The following is a 17,580-nucleotide window of genomic DNA, read 5'->3' as shown; positions in this document are numbered from 1 at the left end:
ACGAGCGGCCCACCACTCGCGAAGACCACGCGGCGGCAGCCGCACATTGAATGCGTGAGGAACGGACTTCATGAACGACCAGATCCCCACCGGCGACGAGCACGGTGCGCTTGGCGACGCCGAGTACGCGGAGTTCATGGAGCTCGCCGCGCAGGAGGGCTTCGACCTCGAGGAGGTCGAGGGCGACATCGCCGCGGCCGGCCACGGCCCGCTGCCCGTCCTCGCCGTCATCGGCCGCCCCAACGTCGGCAAGTCGACACTGGTGAACCGCATCATCGGCCGCCGCGAGGCGGTCGTCGAGGACAAGCCGGGCGTCACCCGCGACCGCGTCACCTACGAGGCCGACTGGAACGGCCGCCGCTTCAAGGTCGTCGACACCGGCGGCTGGGAGCAGGACGTGCTCGGCATCGACGCCTCGGTCGCGATGCAGGCCGAGTTCGCCATCGAGGCCGCGGACGCGGTCGTCTTCGTCGTCGACGCCAAGGTCGGTGCCACCGACACCGACGAGGCCGTCGTCAAGCTGCTGCGCCGCGCCGGCAAGCCGGTGGTCTTGGTCGCCAACAAGGTCGACGGCCAGTCCGGCGAGGCCGACGCCGCCATGCTGTGGTCGCTGGGCCTCGGCGAGCCGCACCCGATCTCGGCGCTGCACGGCCGGGGCACCGGCGACATGCTCGACGCCGCGCTGGAGGCGCTGCCCGAGGCGCCCGCGCAGACCTTCGGCCAGACCGTCGGCGGCCCCCGCCGGATCGCGCTCATCGGCCGTCCGAACGTCGGCAAGTCCTCGCTGCTGAACAAGGTCGCCGGTGAGGAGCGGGTGGTGGTCAACGAGCAGGCCGGCACCACCCGCGACCCGGTCGACGAGATGATCGAACTGGGCGGCAAGACCTGGAAGTTCGTGGACACCGCCGGTATCCGCCGCCGGGTGCACCTCCAGGAGGGCGCCGACTACTACGCCTCGCTGCGCACCGCGGCGGCCGTGGAGAAGGCCGAGGTCGCGGTCGTCCTGATCGACGCGGGGGAGTCCATCAGCGTCCAGGACCAGCGGATCATCACGATGGCCGTGGAGGCCGGACGCGCCCTGGTCATCGCCTACAACAAGTGGGACACCCTCGACGAGGAGCGCCGCTTCTACCTGGAGCGCGAGATCGAGCGGGACCTCGTCCAGGTCCCGTGGGCGATGCGGGTGAACGTCTCCGCGCGCACCGGCCGCCACATGGAGAAGCTGGTCCCGGCGATCGAGACCGCGCTGGCCGGATGGGAGACCCGCATCCCCACCGGGCGGCTGAACGCCTTCCTCGGCGAGATCGTGGCCTCCCACCCGCACCCGATCCGCGGCGGCAAGCAGCCCCGCATCCTCTTCGGCACCCAGGCCGGCACCAAGCCCCCGCGCTTCGTGCTGTTCGCCTCCGGCTTCCTGGAGGCCGGCTACCGTCGCTTCATCGAGCGCCGCCTGCGCGAGGAGTTCGGTTTCGACGGGACGCCGATCCACATCTCGGTGCGGGTGCGCGAGAAGCGCACCAAGAAGAAGTAGCGAGCGGGGCGTCCCGGCCCACCGGGACGCCCCGGGCGCCGGAGCGGCCGCCTGGCGGGACGCCGGCCCGGGAGGGGCTCAGCGGCCGTGCTGGCGGCCGTCGCGCTGGCCGGGCGGCAGCGCCGGGACGTGGCCGCGCGGGTGGTACGGCTGGCGGCCCACGACCTCCCAGTGGCCCGTGGAGGCCGTCGTACGGCCCCAGTTTCCCGTGCCGCGCAGCGTCTCCGAGGTCTCCGGCTCGTCCGAACGGTCCCCGGGCAGGGCCCGGAAGGAGCGGCGGTATTCGGCGTACAGCGCGTCATAGATCGGGGTGGCCGAGCCGCGGTCAGTCGTGTGCGTCGGCCCGTGGTCGTGCGACGGGCGCATGCCGGGGATCTGGTGGGAGTACGGGGCGCGGGAGGAGGGGTCGTATGCGTGCACGTATGTGCCAACGACCCCGATGGCCGCGGGATGCGGCTTTCCTGTGGAAATGGCTGATCGCGAGGGCGGACCGGCCGAATCGGCGGTCCCGCCCCCGCGATCGGGTGGCACGGGAAGGTCAGGTGCCGGCCAGCGGCATCGCCGCGGCGACCAGGGCGTCCCGCGCGGCGGCCTCCTCCAGCGCCTGCCGCATCAGGTCCTCACGGGGCTGATGGCCGATGGTGCCCGCCGGTGCGGCGTACATCAGGACCGTCCGGGCCTTGTTGGCGGCGGCGCGCCAGCCGTCGGAGACCGCCAGCGGCTGGTGGGCCTGCCACCAGGCGGCCTGGCTGCCGGCGCTGCCGGGCTGCAGGACGGCGTGCAGCTTGCCCATGGCCAGCAGCGCGGACCAGCCCGGGTTGAGGGCGGGGAGCCGGTTCATGTCCTTCACCGGCTGGAAGCCCTGCTCCATCAGGAGCGGAAGGAAGTCGTCGCTCAGACCGGCGGAGCCCGGGCGGGCGATCGGGCCGTCCGGCTCCACCACCAGGGCGGGGCGCAAATCGTTCTCGATCAGCACCAGACCGCAGGTGATCCCGAGGGTCGCCTGGCGCTCGTTGGCGGGGGCCGGGCCGGTCGGCGCGGCGTCCGGTCCGGGAGCACGGGCGGCGGGGTCCTCGCCGGTGATGGAGCGCACGGCCCCCTGGAGCTGCTCCTCCGACACCGGGACGACCTGCGAGGGGATGCAGGTGGCGTGGGCGAACGCGAGCACCGCGGTCTCCTCGCCCACGAACAGGACGGTGCTGGTGCGCTCCTGCTCGCTGTCGCCCGGGGTGCGGCAGGAGGTGCAGTCGTAGCTGCCGGGGGCGTCGCCACCGGCCAGCAGGCGGTCGGCTTCTTCGTCGCCGATCTCGGCGCGAACGTCGTCGCTGACGTCGAGCATGCGCGGCACGGGTGGCTCCTCGATCTCTGTGCGTCTGCCGGGCGGTCTCCCGGCTCGTACAAGGACAACGGGTGACCTGCGGCAGGAGTCACGCGACGACGGGAACAGAATCGAACCAATCCCCGCACAGCGGAAAACCAAGGAAAGGCGCCCAGGAACCGGTCACTTACCGCCAGCTTTCGCGTAGAAGGTGGCGCAGTTGGCGGCGTTTTGTACACCGGAGCGGGTGGGACCGGGGCGTGGAGGGCGCGGCGCGGCGGTCGGCGGCGGACGGCTGCTTACCGTCACCGGCTATGTCGGACAACTCTTCGGCGCCACGGCGCCGCGTGGGATCCACGGGGCTGCTCACCGCGGTGGCCGCGGCCGTGGTCCTGTGCCTCCCCGGTGGCGCCGCCGCGGGCGCGGGGCCGGACGGCGGTGGCGGTGGCGGCGGTGGCGACGGTGGCGGCGGGAAGAAGCGGCACGCCTGCGCCGACGACCAGTGGCCCTGGGGCTGCCTCGCCCAGTGCGAGAGCAGCGGCGACTGGCGCACCAACACCGGCAACGGCTACTACGGCGGCCTGCAGTTCTGGCAGCCCACCTGGGAGGCGTTCGGCGGGCTCCGCTACGCGCGGCGGGCCGACCTCGCCACCCGCGACGAGCAGATCCACATCGCCAAGAAGGTGCAGGCCGCCCAGGGCTGGGGCGCCTGGCCCGTGTGCGCCAGGCGCTACGGCCTGCTCCCCAAGGCCCGTACCTATGTCGTACGGCGCGGGGACACGCTCGGCGAGATCGCCCGCACCCACCACGTCAAGGGCGGCTGGCGGTCGCTCTACAAGGCCAACAGGGCGATCGTGGGCGGCAACCCCAACCGGCTGCGGGTCGGCACCAGGCTGGTGCTTCCCGGGCCGGCCGGCCCCGGCCACAAGGGGCAGCACCAGCATGCGGCCTCGGAGGAGGGATGGGAACTGTGGCCCGAAGGTTCCCTGCTTTCGCTACCGATGCCCTAACTCTTTCGGAACATCTTGGCGAAAGCCCCCAACCTGGAACCCCGTTTCGCGGTCTTCCCCTGCAGTGAACAGGACGCGTCGTGCCATCGGGAGGGGAGCGCGACGTCGTCCGCGGGCAGCGCGGGAACGACCGGAAGACCAGGGGACGCGGGGACGGATGCACATCTCATTCCTGATTCACAACGCATACGGGATAGGGGGGACGATCCGCACGACGTTCAATCTGGCCCGCACGCTCGCCGAGCGGCACGACGTCGAGATCGTCTCCGTGCTGCGCCACCGCGACGCCCCGGTCTTCGACCTCGGCCCCCGCGTCGCGCTGCGGCACCTCGTGGACATCCGGGAGTCCGGCCCGGACGGCGCCGACCCCGCGCACGCCCGTCCCGCCAGGGTCTTCCCCGCCGCCGAGGGCCGCTTCGCCCAGTACAGCGAGCTCACCGACCGCCGGATCGCCCAGCATCTGCGGCGCACCGAGGCGGACGTGGTGGTCGGGACCCGGCCCGGACTCAATGTGCACATCGCCCGGCAGACGCGCCGGGGGCCGGTCCGCATCGGCCAGGAGCATCTGACCCTGGACACCCACAGCCGGGCGCTCAAACTGGCGCTGCGCGGCGCCTATCCGCGCCTGGACGCGGTCACCACCGTCACCGAGGCCGACGCCCGGGCCTACCGCAGCGGGCTGCGGCTGCCCGGAGTGCGCATCGAGGCGGTGCCCAACAGCGTGCCCGCGCCCGCCCTCGCGCCCTGCGACGGCAGCGGCAAGTGGGTGGTCGCGGCCGGCCGGCTCGCCCGGGTCAAGCGCTATGACGTCCTCATCCGGGCCTTCGCGCAGGTCGCCGCGGAGCGCCCCGACTGGCGGCTGCGGATCTACGGCGGCGGGGCCGAGAAGGCCGCGCTGCGGGCTCTGATAGACGAACTCGGCCTGTACAACCACGTCTTCCTGATGGGCCCGGCCAACCCCTTGGAGCCCGAGTGGGCCAAGGGCTCGATCGCCGCGGTCTCCTCCAGCCTGGAGTCCTTCGGGATGACGATCGTCGAGGCGATGCGGTGCGGTCTGCCGGTCGTGGCCACGGACTGCCCGCACGGGCCCGGCGAGATCATCGCCGACGGGGTGGACGGCAGGCTGGTGCCGGTCGGCGACCCGCAGGCGATGGCCGGCTCGCTGCTCTCGCTGATCAACGACGACGACGCCCGCAAGCGGATGGGCCGCGCCGCGCTGGCCGCGTCCGCCCGCTTCGACCCCGACCGGGTCGCCGGCCGCTATGAGGCCCTCTTCGACGAGCTGCTGGCGCGCCGACGGGCCAACCGGCTGCGTGGCGGGCTGCATCGCGCCCGGGGCGCGCTGCTCAGCGGCGCCTATGCCACCAAGGACGCGGCCCGCACCGTGCTGGGAGGGGTGCGGACGGCATGACCGGGTCGAGCCAGTTGACCGCGACCGGAGACGAGACGAAGGAGTCGGCCGCCATCGATCAGGAACCCACGGCCGCGGCGGGCGCGGGCGGCGAAGGCGGTGAGCGGCGTTCCGCCGCGCCGCGGGGGCGGGCCGGCGGGGCGAGTGCGCCCGGCGAACTGCGGGCGGACTGCATCGCCGACTCCGCGGGCGGCCTCACCTTCGATCTGACCGCCCCCGAGGGCACCCCGGCCGCCTGGAGCGCGGCGCTGGTGCTGCGGCTGCGCGGCGGCGACGGCGCGGACGACGAGGTGCGCCTGCCGCTCGGCCCGAACGGCGCCGGCCGGCTGCGCGCCGTGCTGCCCAGCACCGTCGCGCTCGCCGAGGGCCGCTGGAACGCCTACGCGGACCTGGGCGACGGCCAGGACCCCCGGCGCCTGCTGCCCGGCGTCAACGATCTGCGCTCGCTGGTGGACCGCCGTCCACTGGCGGGCATCGGCCGGCTCGGCGTACGGATCCCCTACGCGACCAAGTTCGGCAATCTCGCGCTGCGCAGCTGGCTGCGCGGGCCGCACGCCGAGGCCGGCGACATCCACGTGGGGCCCGACGGCATGACGGTCTCCGGTCGGCTCTACGGTGCCGTCCCGGCCGCCGGCGCCCGGGCCGAGGCCCGCGCCCGGCGCATACCCGGGCGGCCGGGCGACGTCCCGGCCGCCGTCACCGTCCCGCTGACCGTCGACGGCCCGGAGTTCGGCTTCACGCTGCCCTACGAGGAACTGGCCGCCCACTGGGAGCGGGGCAGCGAACCCTGGGACCTGTGGCTGCGCCCCGCCGACGGCGCCCGGCCGGTCCGGATCGCCCGCCTGCTGGACGATGTCGCGGACAAGAAGCAGGTCTTCAGCTACCCGGCGCTGCCGGTGCGGTGCGCGGCCGGCCAGGTCAGGGTCGGCCCGTACTACACCCTCGACAACGACCTGGCCGTACGGGTCACCGGACCGGACGGGAGCTGACGGGGCGTCCGCTGCGGTGGCCCGCGCACGGCGGCCACCGGCGGCGGCGCCCGACGTCGGTCCGCGTGCTCGGCCGCGGGGCGGCGCGGATCCGGAGCCCGAGGGCCGGTGGCCGGAGGGGTGGGCCGACGGGCGGACGCCGGGGGAGGGGCGGCGGGCCGCGCTCTGGGCGATGTGCGGGAAATGTGTGCGGAGTGTGTCTCGTTGGCCAATTTCCGGACGGTCGATAAACGGCGTCGGGTAAAGGGAATCCGTCGTTGCCGGCGGGTTGATTTCCGAACCGGCGTGCGTCGCGTCGCCCGGTGCGCAGGTGCTCGTTCCGTATTTGATCAAGGTGGAATTAGGCCGGTTTTATATTCCACCCGGTTGCCCCATCGCACGGCGCGTACGGGTGACGGAAGTTCCGGCAAACGCCCGAACCTGTGCTGTGACACAAGTGTGACCATCGACGGACCGGAAAGACACCGAGGTGTGCGACCGACGGGCCTTCCGCGGGCCGGAACGGGCGCCTACGGTGGCTGACATGTCTGATCTACCGAACCTTCCGAACAACCCGCAGGACGACATCGGGGCGTATGTCGGCCTCGACCGGCAGGACGCCGAGGAGCGGGCCAGGGCACGCGGCTGGACCACCGTCCGCTCGTTGCCGCCGGGCGCGATCATCACCATGGAGTACCTCGCCGGCCGTCCCAATTGTGGGGTGGGGGGGGGGGCGGTGAACCGAAACTGACGGGGCGAATCCCCCCGCGCGAACAACCAATCCCCCGCCCCCTCCAGGGGGGAGCGCCCGGGGCCTTGGCTTGCGGGGCGGGGGTGTGCGTACCGGCCCCGCGGTCGGTGGGGGCCGGTCAGCCGCCGGAGTTGCGGCCGCGCCCGGACGTCGGGCTCAGCGGCGTGGTGCGTGGGACGCGGTCCGCGTGCGGCGGCCGCCGGCTGCCGCCCGCCGGCGTGACCGGGGTGCGCTCCGAACGGATGGTGTACGGGCGCGAGGGGTGGTGCGGCCAGCTCTCCGGGGCGTGGCCGGCGGAGCGGCCGCCGGTGCCGGCGCCGATCGTCTCGCGTACGAGCACCTCGCCGTCGGAGGCGATGCGCTGGCGGGAGACCCCCGGGGCCAGCGAACCGGCCGGCAGCGGGCCGCGCAGCGAATCGGGGCGCAACCGCAGCCACAGCCGCAGCAGGATGCCCATGAGGCGGTCCTCCACCCAGGTGATGCCGGGCTCCAGCCAGGGCATCGCCAGCAGCACCAGCAGCCCCGCGGCCCAGCCCAGCAGCACATCGCTGACCCAGTGCGTACCGAGGTAGACGGTCGTCATGCCGACGCCCAGCGCGCCCAGCGCGGCGATCACCGACAGCGTGCGGCGGCGCAGCGGGGTGGTCGCCAGATAGGCGAGCACGCCCCAGGTGACCACGGCGTTCGCGGTGTGGCCCGAGGGGAATATGTCGCCGCCCAGCCACATCTCGTTGGCGCCGACGGTCGTCGCGTAGTGCGGGCCGAGCCGGCTCATGCCGAGCTTGGCGGCGCCCACGGTGATGTTGAGCAGCAGCAGCGAGGCGCCGAGCACCAGCAGGGGGTGGAGGTTGCGCTGGCGCCAGCAGCGCCAGCCGAGCCAGGCCGCCACCGCCACCGCGGTCGGGCCGCGCTGGCCCAGCACCACGAAGTAGTCGAGGAAGGCATGGAGCTCCGGCCACTGCTTGTACGGCCGGAAGAACATGACTTGCCAGTCGAAGGCGACCAGCCATGAAGTGGTCAGCACTCCGACCACGATCGCCGCGTACACCGCCAGCGTGCCGCCGAACAGCCATTGGCGGGTCCGGGTCATCTGCGGTGGCCGGGCGCGATCGGTCGGGCGCTCCTCCATCTGGTCGAGCTTCTCATCGGTACGCACTCAATCGACGTTACCGCGTGTGATGTAGGTGCTTGGTCAAACTGTGCGGTTTGTAATGACGATGTGATGTGGAATGCGTCTCAAACGAGGCTTCGCCTCAGGGATTTGGATGGGAATTCATAGCGATTCCCAATCCCTTCCGGACACTCTCGTGTCGGCGTGCTCAGCGCTTTATCTGCTTTTCTCCCGCGGAGTTTATCCGTCATTTGCCCGGGCGCCGTGTGATGTTTCCCCCGGGACGCGGGCCACGGAGCGGGATCTTCCGGTCGGCGTGACCGGAAGATGATCAAGGGGGTCCCGATCCGTTCAGCCAGAACGCCCCGTAGACCGCCGATCCCGCGGCCACCAGCCCGATGAGCAGCCGGCGCGGCGCCGGGCGCCAGTTGGCGAGCCCCGCCGCCAGCGGCAGCAGCAGCGGGTAGGCCGGCATCATCAGCCGCGGCTTGGAGCCGAAGTAGCCCTTGGCGGTGAGCGCGAGCAGCAGTACCAGCCCGCCGTAGACCGCCAGCGGCGGCGGCTGGCCCCGTCGTACGCCGCGCACATACAGCCAGACCACCAGGCCGACGCCGGCGAGCAGTGCGAGGCCGGCCGCGAAGGCGGGGCCCGACAGCAGGTCCGCCACGAAGGCGCCGAACGCGACACCGCCGTCGAAGCCGTTGCCCCAGCCGCCCTGGACGTCCAGATAGCCGGTGGGCGAGCCCTGCCGCACGCCCACCCACAGGAAGAAGCCGCACCAGCCGAGCGGCGCCAGCAGCACGCCCGTCAGCATTCCCCGGTGCCGGCGCAGCGCCGCCCGCAGCCGCATGCCGCCGGCCCGCTCCTGCCGCAGGGTGACCACCGCGGTGATCCACACGGCCGCCACCACCGCCGCACCCACCGGCCGGGTCAGCCCGGCCAGTGACGCCAGCACCCCCGCGCTCACCCAGCGCCCGGTCAGTACGCAGTACAGGCTCCAGGCGGCGAGCGCGGTGAACAGCGACTCGGAGTACGCCATCGACTGCACGACGCCGACCGGCAGCGCGGCCCACAGTGCCGCCAGCGCGATCCCGGCCCGCGGCCCGTGCAGCCGCTCACCGGTCGCGTACAGCGCCCAGGCCGCGCCCAGCGACGCCAGCCAGGCCACCGCCATCCCGGCGTCGGCCGGCGACAGCGGCGAGAGCGCCGACAGGCCCCGCTCCAGCCACGGCAGCAGCGGGAAGAACGCCAGGTTGGAGTGGACGTCGCCGCTGGGCAGCTGGACGGCGTAGCCGTAGCCCTGCTCGGCGACGCGGGTGTACCAGAGGGAGTCCCAGCGGGCGGTCAGCAGGGTGTGCCAGTTCTTGCCGTCGGCGGCCGGCCAGAGGGCGAGCACGGCCAGGCCGAGCAGCCGGATCGCCGCGTACGCGGCCAGCGCGGGCGCGGCACGGCGCAGCGCGGCCCGTACGGCGGGGCCCTCGCGCAGTATCCGGCCGGGAACCCCGACCGAGGCAAGGTCGTTCATCCGGACGATTATCCAGGTGGCCGAAGAACGTCCACCGACCGCGGGTGGGGGAACGGACGGCGCTGCGATGAGCGTCTCATCGTGAGGTGAGCCACGCGGCACCTTCGGCGACTCGCGTAGTCTGACGTCTCAACTCGCCCGTGCCGCCGGTTCCACCGGGGCGTTTTTCGCGCCCTGATCCGTGGCCGCGAGAGCATGACTGGAGGTGCTATGTCCGGGACGACCGCGTCCGGCAGTGGACGGACGGCTGGTGTTCCCCGGCTTTCAGGCGGCGGTGTGAACCGCTGGACCGTGCTGATCGTGCTGTGTGTCAGCCTGCTCTTCGTCGCACTGGACACCACGATCCTCTACGTCGCCGTGCCCTCCGTCACCGAGGACCTGCGGCCGGGACCGGTCGAGCTGCTCTGGATCGTGGATGTCTATCCGCTGATCGCGGCCTCGCTGCTGATCCTCTTCGGCACCCTCGGTGATCGCGTCGGCCGCCGCCGCATCCTCCTGCTCGGCTACGGCCTCTTCGGCCTGGCCTCCGCCGCCGCGGCACTCGCGCCCAACCCCCAGATCCTCATGGTGGCCCGCGCCCTGCTCGGCATCGGCGGCGCGATGATCATGCCCGCGACGCTGTCGATCCTGCGGCAGGTCTTCCCCGACCGGCGCGAGCGCGCGGTCGCCATCGGCGTCTGGAGCGCGGTGGCCGCGGTCGGCGCCGCGGTCGGCCCGGTCCTGGGCGGCTTCCTCGTCGAGAACTTCTGGTGGGGCTCGGTCTTCCTCATCAACATCCCGATGATGGCCGCGATGCTGCTGATAGGCCGGTGGCTGCTGCCGGAGTCACGCGGTGAGCGCAACGGCCCCTGGGACGTGATCGGCGCGGTCGTCGCGGCGCTCGGCGTGCTGGGCATCGTCCTCGGCGTCAAGCGGATCGGCAGCGGTATGGCCGTGGTGGGCCCGACCACGCTGCTGCCCATCGTCCTCGGCACCCTGCTGCTGATCCTCTTCGTACGGCGCCAGCGCCGGCGCGCGCACCCGCTGATCGACATGCGGCTGTTCGCCCGGCCCGCGTTCGGCACCTCCGTCGGCTGCATCGTGCTGGCCATGCTCGCGCTGGTGGGCCTGCAGCTGATCGCCGTCCAGTACCTCCAGCTGGTGCTCGGCCTCAGCCCTCTGGAGACCGGGCTGCGGATGCTGCCGCTGGTCTTCGCGGCGATGGCCGCCGGCCTCACCGGCTCGAAGATGCTGCAGGCCCTCGGCCCGCGTGCGATGGTCTCGCTCGGCTTCGTGCTGACCGCCGTCGCGGTGCTGTGTCTGACCGCGATGAGCAGCCAGGACCGCCCCTGGCTGCTGGCCTGCGGTTTCGTCCTGCTCGGCTTCGGTTTCCAGTCCACGCTGTTCGGGGCGTACGAATCGATGCTCAGCGAGGCCCCCGCGGAGCAGTCCGGCGGCGCCGCCGCCATCGGCGAGACCTCCTACCAGCTCGGCGCCGGCATCGGCGTCGCCCTGCTCGGCAGCGTGATGAACGCCGCCTACGCCCCGGGCCTGACAGATGTCGACGGCGTCCCCGGCAAGGCCTCCGCCTCGGCCGCGCACTCCCTGGGCGAGGCCTACAAGGTGGCCGCGGGCCTGAGCGGAGCCGCCCGGGACGCGCTGCGCGAGGCCGCGCGTGACTCCTTCGTGCGCGGGCTGCACGTCACCCTCGTCGCCAGCGCGCTGCTGCTGCTGGTCGGCGCCGCGATCGCGCTGCGGCTGCCGCGCCGTGCCGCGGAGTCCACGGAGCGGGCGGAGACCGAGGGCGAGACCACCCAGGGCGAGGGCGCGGTGTCGGGCGCCGGCGAGCCCGCCCCGGCGAGGTCCGGCGGCTGAGCCGCACCGCGCGGCGGTGACCCTTGCCGCGCGGCACCCCGGGCCGTACCGTCGGACGCGCTATAACTACCACTGCTAGTTTTTCGCGCGAGCGCTGAACCCGCCGGAGGCCCGCCATGTCCGCACAGCCGTCCGCACAGTCCTCGACGGTCCCGCCGTTCGACCCCGGCGACCCCCTGGGCATCGACGATCTGCTCACCGACGAGGACCGTGCGGTCCGCGACACCGTCCGCCGGTGGGCCGCCGACCGCGTCCTGCCGCATATCGCCCAGTGGTACGAGGCGGGCGAGCTGCCTGGTATCCGCGAACTGGCCCGCGAGCTCGGCTCGATCGGCGCGCTGGGCATGTCCCTGAAGGGCTACGGCTGCGCCGGCGCCTCCGCCGTCCAGTACGGGCTGGCCTGCCTGGAGCTGGAGGCCGCCGACTCCGGCATCCGCTCGCTGGTCTCCGTCCAGGGCTCGCTCGCCATGTACGCCATCTGGCGCTTCGGCTCCGAGGAGCAGAAGCAGCAGTGGCTGCCCCGGATGGCGTCCGGCGAGGTGATCGGCTGCTTCGGCCTGACCGAACCGGACCACGGCTCCGACCCCGCGGGGATGCGCACGTACGCCAAGCGCGCGGGCACGGACTGGGTGCTCAACGGGCGCAAGATGTGGATCACCAACGGCTCGGTGGCCGGTGTCGCGGTCGTCTGGGCCGGGACCGACGAGGGCATCCGGGGCTTCGTGGTCCCGGCCGGCACCCCGGGCTTCTCCACCCCGGAGATCAAGCACAAGTGGTCCCTGCGCGCCTCGGTGACCAGCGAACTCGTCCTGGAGGACGTACGGCTGCCGGCCGATGCGGTGCTCCCCGAGGTCACCGGACTGCGCGGCCCGCTCGGCTGCCTCAGCCACGCCCGCTACGGCATCGTGTGGGGCTCCATGGGCGCCGCACGCGCCAGTTTCGAGGCGGCGCTGGACTACGCGAAGGTCCGCGAGCAGTTCGGCAAGCCGATCGGGGGCTTCCAGCTCACCCAGGCCAAGCTCGCCGACATGGCCGTCGAACTGCACAAGGGGATCCTGCTGGCCCACCATCTGGGGCTGCGGATGGACGCGGGGCGGCTGCGCCCCGAGCAGATCAGCTTCGGCAAGCTGAACAACGTACGGGAGGCGATCGAGATCTGCCGCACGGCGCGCACGATCCTCGGCGCCAACGGCATCTCGCTGGAGTACCCCGTCATGCGGCACGCGACCAACCTCGAATCGGTGCTCACCTACGAGGGCACCGTCGAGATGCACCAGCTGGTGCTGGGCAAGGCGCTCACCGGCCTGGACGCCTTCCGGTGAGCGGCCCCGCCCGCTAACTCTGGTTGAAGAATCCGCCGTTGCGGTGGTCGTGGGTCTCTCCGCTGAGCACCTTGTAGTCGGCGGGGGTGAGCAGGAAGACCCGGGTGGCCACCCGCTCGATCGATCCGCGCAGGCCGAAGGTCAGGCCGGCCGCGAAGTCCACCACGCGCTTGGCGTCGGCGGGCTCCATGGACGTCAGGTTGACGATCACCGGGACGCCGTCCCGGAAGAGCTCGCCGATGCCGCGGGCGTCCCGGAAGCTCTCCGGGGTGACCGTGGCGATGCGGGTCCCCTGGTCCTGGGCGGTCGCGTCGGCCACTCGGACCCGGGGGTCGGTCACCCACGGGCTGCTGCCGCCCGAGTCACCGGCATGGGGTCCCTCGGCGTAGTCGTCGTCGTAGTAGCGCTCGTCATCACTGTCGTCGACGAGGCCAAGCCAGGCACTCGCCTTGCGCACCGATCCCATTGACGCCTCCTCTCACCCGCGGTGTCTGCGTGTCCGCCCCTATCGTCGTCCATGAGGCGGAGGGTGTGCCAAGTGGATAGCCGCCGCACGGGGGGTTCGTGACACATCTGGTGCAAAGAGGGTGGCGCGCCATCAGCTTCCGCGCCCTGTACGGGAACTGACAGTATGAAGAACATCACGGTCGGTACCCGATCGAGTGATATCGAGTGATGACGGCAATTGGCCGGTGCGCGAGGGGCGCGCGGCTCACTTGATCTCCGGCGGGCTGATCTGCGACGTCGCGATCGCCGAGGCGCCGGTGCCCACTTCTCCAGGGGGGCGGAACCGAATCGTCCGCTGATGCGTCCCATCGCCGACCGAGGGGGTCAGCGCCGCCCCGGCAGCCGTCAACGAGGCTGCCGGGGCGGAGTGTTGGGGGGCGGTGGCACGGCGGCCGGCCGGGTGCCGGGGCGAAACATTCCCGACGTCCCTCTTGCGCGGCGGGGTCGGGGCGCCCGAAACTCCGCTCAGCGCTTGTCAGGGGCACGCTGAAACGAACGTGCGGATTCCCGCGTGCCCTTCGGCTGCGCCTCACCGGGCCGCTCACCCGCGGCCCCCCGATCCCCCTCGGAGGAATCAGTGAGGAACGAGCGCACCACCCCCCGCAGCGGCGTAGCGAGACGCACCCGGCTGATCGCCGTGGCGTCCGGACTGGTGGCCGTCGGAGCCATCGCCATCCCGACCGCCAACGCCCAGAACCCCGCCCCCGCCAAGACGTTCAGCGCCGCCCAGCTCACGGCCGCCGGCAACGCGGTACGCGCCGCGGACGTCGCCGGCACCGCCTGGCGGGTCGACAGCGCGACCCACACCCTGGTCGTCACCGCCGACCGCACCGTCTCCCAGGCCGAGATCGCCACAATCGAGCGGGCCGCGGGCGGCAACGCCGCGGCGGTCCGCATCGACCGGATCGCGGGCACCTTCCGCAAGTTCGTCTCCGGTGGCGACGCCATCTACGCCCCCAGCTGGCGCTGCTCGCTGGGCTTCAACGTCCGCAGCGGCAGCACCTACTACCTGCTGACGGCCGGTCACTGCACCGACGGCAATCCGCCGTGGTACACCAACTCCTCGCACACCACGAGCATCGGCCCGACCGCGGGATCCAGCTTCCCGGGCAACGACTACGGCATCGTGAAGTACACCAACACCTCCGTGGCCCACCCCGGGACGGTCGGCAGCCAGGACATCACCAGCGCCGGCACCCCGAGCGTCGGCCAGACGGTCACCCGCCGCGGCTCGACCACCGGCATCCACAGCGGCAGGGTCACCGCGCTGAACGCCACCGTCAACTACGGCGGCGGCGACATCGTCTCCGGACTCATCCAGACCACCGTCTGCGCCGAACCCGGCGACAGCGGCGGCCCCCTCTACTCCGGGAGCACGGCGCTCGGCCTCACCTCCGGCGGCAGCGGCGACTGCACGTCCGGCGGCACCACCTTCTTCCAGCCCGTCACCGAGGCGCTCAGCGCGTACGGCGTGAGCGTCTACTGACGCCGACCGGCTGATATCCGTTCCTGCGCACCGCCGCGATCCCCAGGCCTGGGTCCGGTGATGCGGGGCCCCCGTCCTTCCCCGAGCTCTCGACTCCGGTCGAGCAGGGGAGACCCCAATGCGGACGGGGGCCCGACCGCGTCCGCCGCGCGCCTCGACCCCCCTCCGGGCCGGGCATACCATGGGAAGCAAGCCCGAATCGGACGGCATACGGCACACATCAGGGAGCCGTGATGGTCGAAGAACTGGTGACGGCGGGGGTGGGTCTGGCGTGCGCCGGCGCGGTGTACTTCGTTGCCGCGGCGCGCGTGGTCAAGCAGTACGAACGCGGGGTGGTGCTCCGGCTGGGCCGGCTGGCGTCCGCGGTGCGGGAACCGGGCTTCACCATGATCATTCCGGGCATCGACCGGATGCGTAAGGTCAACATGCAGATCGTCACGATGCCGGTGCCCGCCCAGGAGGGCATCACCCGCGACAACGTCACGGTCCGGGTCGACGCGGTGGTCTACTTCAAGGTCGTGGACGCCGCCGACGCGGTCGTCCGGGTCGAGGACTACCGCTTCGCGGTCTCCCAGATGGCCCAGACCTCGCTGCGGTCGATCATCGGCAAGAGCGAACTGGACGATCTGCTGTCCAACCGCGAGAAGCTCAACCAGGGGCTGGAGCTGATGATGGACAGCCCGGCCATCGGCTGGGGGGTCACCGTCGACCGGGTGGAGATCAAGGACGTCTCGCTGCCGGAGACGATGAAGCGCTCGATGGCCCGCCAGGCGGAGGCGACCCGGGACCGGCGCGCCCGGGTGATCAACGCCGATGCCGAGCTGCAGGCGTCCAGGAAGCTGGCCGAGGCCGCCGCGGCGATGTCCGACCAGCCCGCCGCGCTGCAACTGCGGCTGCTGCAGACCGTGGTGGCGGTCGCCGCCGAGAAGAACTCCACCCTGGTCCTGCCCTTCCCCGTGGAGCTGCTGCGGTTCCTGGAGCGCTCCGGGCTGCAGGCCCAGGCGCAGACCGCGCAGGCCGAGGCGGCGGCCGGACGACAGAGCGCGCGGCAGCCGGCCGCCGGGGCCGCCCCGAAGGAGCCGCGCCCGGCCACCGAGGAGCCGCGCCCGCCCGCCGCGGGCGGCCTCGACGCCGAGGCCGACGGTGTGCTGTCGGTGCGGCTGGAGGAGCTCCCGGAGGCGGAGGAGCTGCCGTGAGCGGTAGCGCACGCCTGTAGGCACGGCTCCCGTCGGACACGACCTGGGCCCCCTCTCCTCGTCGGAGGGGGCTGTTTTCCGGCCAGACGCGGTCCTCACACTTCGCGCACCGCCGCGATCCCCGCATGCCCGCTGATGTCCGCACTCAGGAGCGCGGTACGCGCATATCGGTGTGGTGGCGATGTGATGAAAACGTGAACTCCCGGACGTGAGACCGGAACTCGGTCTTGTGCACGAGTGAGACGGATGGGAATACTCGGCTCCGCACGTTGGCATGGACGCGACTCCCCCGAGGCGCTACTCCGCGGGGCGGATCCATCCGTGTCCCGAACCTCACTCTCCGGGCCCGTGCCACTCCCCACAGTCCGGGCCCATCCCCCCACGGGAGGCTCTGAGTTGAAGCATCGACGCATACCCAACCGGCGCGCCGTAATGGCGGCCGCGGGAGCGCTCGCGCTCGCCGCCACCGCCACCGTCACCCTGGCCAACGCCAACGCGGCCCCCGCCCCCACGGTGGCCAAGCTGAGCTCCGCCGCGGCGACCACCCTGGCGTCCCAGCTCAAGACCGGCACGGCCGGGGCGTTCTACGACGCCAAGGCCGAGAAGCTGGTGGTCAACGTCGTCAGCCAGGCGGCGGCCGAGACCGTACGGGCCAAGGGCGCAGAGGCCAGACTCGTCAAGCACACGCTGGCGCAGCTCGACTCGGCCCGGCAGACACTGAAGTCCAAGGCGACCATCCCCGGGACCTCCTGGGGCATCGATCCGCGGAGCAACAAGGTCGTGGTGACCGCCGACCGCACGGTCAAGGGAGCCGAGCTGGGCCGCCTCGCCCAGGTCGCCAAGTCCCTCGGCGACAAGGTCGAACTCCGCCGCAGCAAGGGCGAGTTCACCCCCTTCATCGGCGGCGGCGACGCGATCTGGGGCAGCGGCGCCCGCTGCTCGCTCGGCTTCAACGTCGTCAAGGACGGTCAGCCCTACTTCCTGACGGCCGGCCACTGCGGCAACGCCGTCCAGAGCTGGTCGGACAAGCAGGGCGGCTCGGAGATCGCGACCACCGAGAAGTCCAGCTTCCCCGGTGACGACTACTCCCTCGCCAAGTACACGGGTGACACCCCGCACCCGAGCGAGGTCGACCTCTACAACGGCAGCACGCAGAAGATCACCAAGGCCGCGGAGGCCACCGTCGGCGAGAAGGTGCAGCGCAGCGGCAGCACCACCCAGGTGCACGACGGCACCGTCAAGGCGCTGAACGCCACCGTCAACTACCAGGAGGGCACCGTCGAGGGCCTGATCCAGACCGACGTCTGCGCCGAGCCCGGCGACAGCGGCGGCGCGCTCTTCGACGGCGAGTCCGCGCTCGGCCTGACCTCCGGCGGCAGCGGCGACTGCTCCGGTGGCGGCGAGACCTTCTTCCAGCCGGTGCCGGAGGCCCTGGAGGCCTACGGCGCGCAGATCGGCTGACAGGTACGGCGCGCCGTGCCCACGGCATGGCAGCGGGCCACCGAAAACACCCCTTGCTCTTGGGGAGGGATGCCCCCCCGGCGTCGCCGTCCTCCACACCCGAAATTTGCGCTCCCCCCCGCGAAACCA

At 72.3% G+C, this 17,580-nt stretch carries 15 protein-coding genes; 10 read left to right on the top strand and 5 right to left on the bottom strand.

The genetic code is table 11. The features are described from left to right. Positions 1-70 precede the first annotated feature (70 nt). The gene (gene der / locus ACZ5XZ_RS20955) at positions 71-1,531 is read left to right on the top strand and encodes a ribosome biogenesis GTPase Der (protein WP_468980108.1); all 1,461 of its coding nucleotides are present in this window, start codon (positions 71-73) and stop codon (positions 1,529-1,531) included. A 78-nt stretch (positions 1,532-1,609) separates the two neighbouring features. Here the strand turns inward: der and ACZ5XZ_RS20950 are convergent, their stop codons facing one another. Next, the gene (locus tag ACZ5XZ_RS20950; protein WP_384439668.1) at positions 1,610-1,951 is read right to left on the bottom strand and encodes a hypothetical protein; all 342 of its coding nucleotides are present in this window, start codon (positions 1,949-1,951) and stop codon (positions 1,610-1,612) included. Positions 1,952-2,069: 118 nt separating this feature from the next. Then, positions 2,070-2,879, bottom strand: coding sequence for a hypothetical protein (locus ACZ5XZ_RS20945; RefSeq protein ID WP_468980105.1), 810 nt, complete (start codon positions 2,877-2,879; stop codon positions 2,070-2,072). A 284-nt stretch (positions 2,880-3,163) separates the two neighbouring features. On the opposite strand from ACZ5XZ_RS20945, the gene ACZ5XZ_RS20940 reads away from it, so the two are divergent. From ACZ5XZ_RS20940 to ACZ5XZ_RS20925, 4 genes are all read left to right on the top strand, one after another. Further along, a complete protein-coding gene (locus ACZ5XZ_RS20940) occupies positions 3,164-3,859 on the top strand; it encodes a transglycosylase family protein (protein WP_468980104.1) in 696 nt (231 codons plus the stop codon). A gap of 157 nt (positions 3,860-4,016) precedes the next feature. Then, complete coding sequence (locus ACZ5XZ_RS20935; protein ID WP_468980101.1) at positions 4,017-5,270, top strand: glycosyltransferase family 4 protein; 1,254 nt, start codon at positions 4,017-4,019, stop codon at positions 5,268-5,270. Next, positions 5,267-6,259 (top strand): hypothetical protein, encoded by a 993-nt coding sequence (locus ACZ5XZ_RS20930; RefSeq protein ID WP_468980098.1) that lies wholly within the window; start codon positions 5,267-5,269, stop codon positions 6,257-6,259. Before ACZ5XZ_RS20935 ends, ACZ5XZ_RS20930 begins: the two co-directional genes overlap by 4 nt. A gap of 523 nt (positions 6,260-6,782) precedes the next feature. Further along, positions 6,783-6,989, top strand: coding sequence for a proteinase inhibitor I78 (locus tag ACZ5XZ_RS20925; RefSeq protein ID WP_468980096.1), 207 nt, complete (start codon positions 6,783-6,785; stop codon positions 6,987-6,989). Positions 6,990-7,107: 118 nt separating this feature from the next. Here the strand turns inward: ACZ5XZ_RS20925 and ACZ5XZ_RS20920 are convergent, their stop codons facing one another. Both ACZ5XZ_RS20920 and ACZ5XZ_RS20915 read right to left on the bottom strand, forming a co-directional pair. Further along, positions 7,108-8,145: a phosphatase PAP2 family protein gene (locus ACZ5XZ_RS20920; protein WP_468980094.1), complete on the bottom strand. Its 1,038-nt coding sequence runs from the start codon at positions 8,143-8,145 to the stop codon at positions 7,108-7,110. A 286-nt stretch (positions 8,146-8,431) separates the two neighbouring features. Next, a complete protein-coding gene (locus ACZ5XZ_RS20915) occupies positions 8,432-9,625 on the bottom strand; it encodes a hypothetical protein (RefSeq protein WP_468980091.1) in 1,194 nt (397 codons plus the stop codon). A gap of 210 nt (positions 9,626-9,835) precedes the next feature. Between ACZ5XZ_RS20915 and ACZ5XZ_RS20910 the strand changes: the two genes are divergently transcribed. Together ACZ5XZ_RS20910 and ACZ5XZ_RS20905 are read left to right on the top strand one after the other, a co-directional pair. Continuing rightward, positions 9,836-11,479 carry an MFS transporter gene (locus tag ACZ5XZ_RS20910; protein ID WP_468980089.1) on the top strand — a complete coding sequence of 548 codons (1,644 nt, stop codon included), beginning with the start codon at positions 9,836-9,838 and terminating at the stop codon, positions 11,477-11,479. Between the two features lie 116 nt (positions 11,480-11,595). Further along, entirely contained in the window at positions 11,596-12,801 is a 1,206-nt protein-coding gene (locus ACZ5XZ_RS20905) for an acyl-CoA dehydrogenase family protein (RefSeq protein WP_468980087.1), read from the top strand. A gap of 13 nt (positions 12,802-12,814) precedes the next feature. Here ACZ5XZ_RS20905 and ACZ5XZ_RS20900 read toward each other — a convergent pair whose 3' ends face one another. Further along, a complete protein-coding gene (locus ACZ5XZ_RS20900; protein ID WP_384435803.1) occupies positions 12,815-13,267 on the bottom strand; it encodes a cell division protein SepF in 453 nt (150 codons plus the stop codon). A 618-nt stretch (positions 13,268-13,885) separates the two neighbouring features. On the opposite strand from ACZ5XZ_RS20900, the gene ACZ5XZ_RS20895 reads away from it, so the two are divergent. From ACZ5XZ_RS20895 to ACZ5XZ_RS20885, 3 genes are all read left to right on the top strand, one after another. Further along, on the top strand, positions 13,886-14,794 hold the full coding sequence (locus ACZ5XZ_RS20895; RefSeq protein ID WP_468980084.1) for a S1 family peptidase: 909 nt from the start codon (positions 13,886-13,888) through the stop codon (positions 14,792-14,794). A gap of 233 nt (positions 14,795-15,027) precedes the next feature. Next, positions 15,028-15,990, top strand: a complete 963-nt coding sequence (locus tag ACZ5XZ_RS20890; protein ID WP_468980082.1) for a slipin family protein — start codon at positions 15,028-15,030, stop codon at positions 15,988-15,990. Positions 15,991-16,386: 396 nt separating this feature from the next. Continuing rightward, complete coding sequence (locus ACZ5XZ_RS20885) at positions 16,387-17,451, top strand: S1 family peptidase (RefSeq protein ID WP_468980080.1); 1,065 nt, start codon at positions 16,387-16,389, stop codon at positions 17,449-17,451. Positions 17,452-17,580 lie beyond the last annotated feature (129 nt).

This window comes from Streptomyces sp. NPDC033270, from assembly GCF_055576575.1.
The sequence above is the reverse complement of the archived record's forward strand: the minus strand, read 5'-3'. Positions and strand labels throughout refer to the sequence as shown.